This window comes from Marinomonas sp. SBI8L, from assembly GCF_001624705.1.
Lineage (GTDB): Bacteria > Pseudomonadota > Gammaproteobacteria > Pseudomonadales > Marinomonadaceae > Marinomonas.
The window spans coordinates 1-304 of record NZ_JSEO01000062.1 but is presented as its reverse complement, the minus strand read 5'-3'; the positions used below and the strand labels follow the sequence as shown (position 1 = coordinate 304).

Here is a 304-nt window from a genome sequence, read left to right as displayed (position 1 = left end):
ACTTATCAAGACGTCGATTATCCATACAAAAAGAGCTTGATGAATATGTTCTTGAAAATGAGCTCTGTCAGCGGCTGATGACCATTCCTGGTATCGGCATTATCAATGCAACAGCTTTATTCGCAGCTATTGGCAATGCCAGTCAATTTGCTAATCCAAGAGAACTATCAGTTTGGCTTGGCGTAACGCCTAAACAGTATGCGAGTGGTGGAAAATCCTATATGGGAAGAATGAGTAAACGAGGGAATCAGTATTTACGTAAGCAGCTTATACACGGTGCCAGAACCTTAATTCATCGTACAAA

At 41.1% G+C, this 304-nt stretch carries 1 protein-coding gene; it reads left to right on the top strand.

Features of this window, described 5'->3' with window-relative positions; genetic code table 11:
* The coding region (locus OA91_RS23925) for a transposase (RefSeq protein ID WP_157203901.1) at window positions 1-304 on the top strand (304 nt) is incomplete at both ends.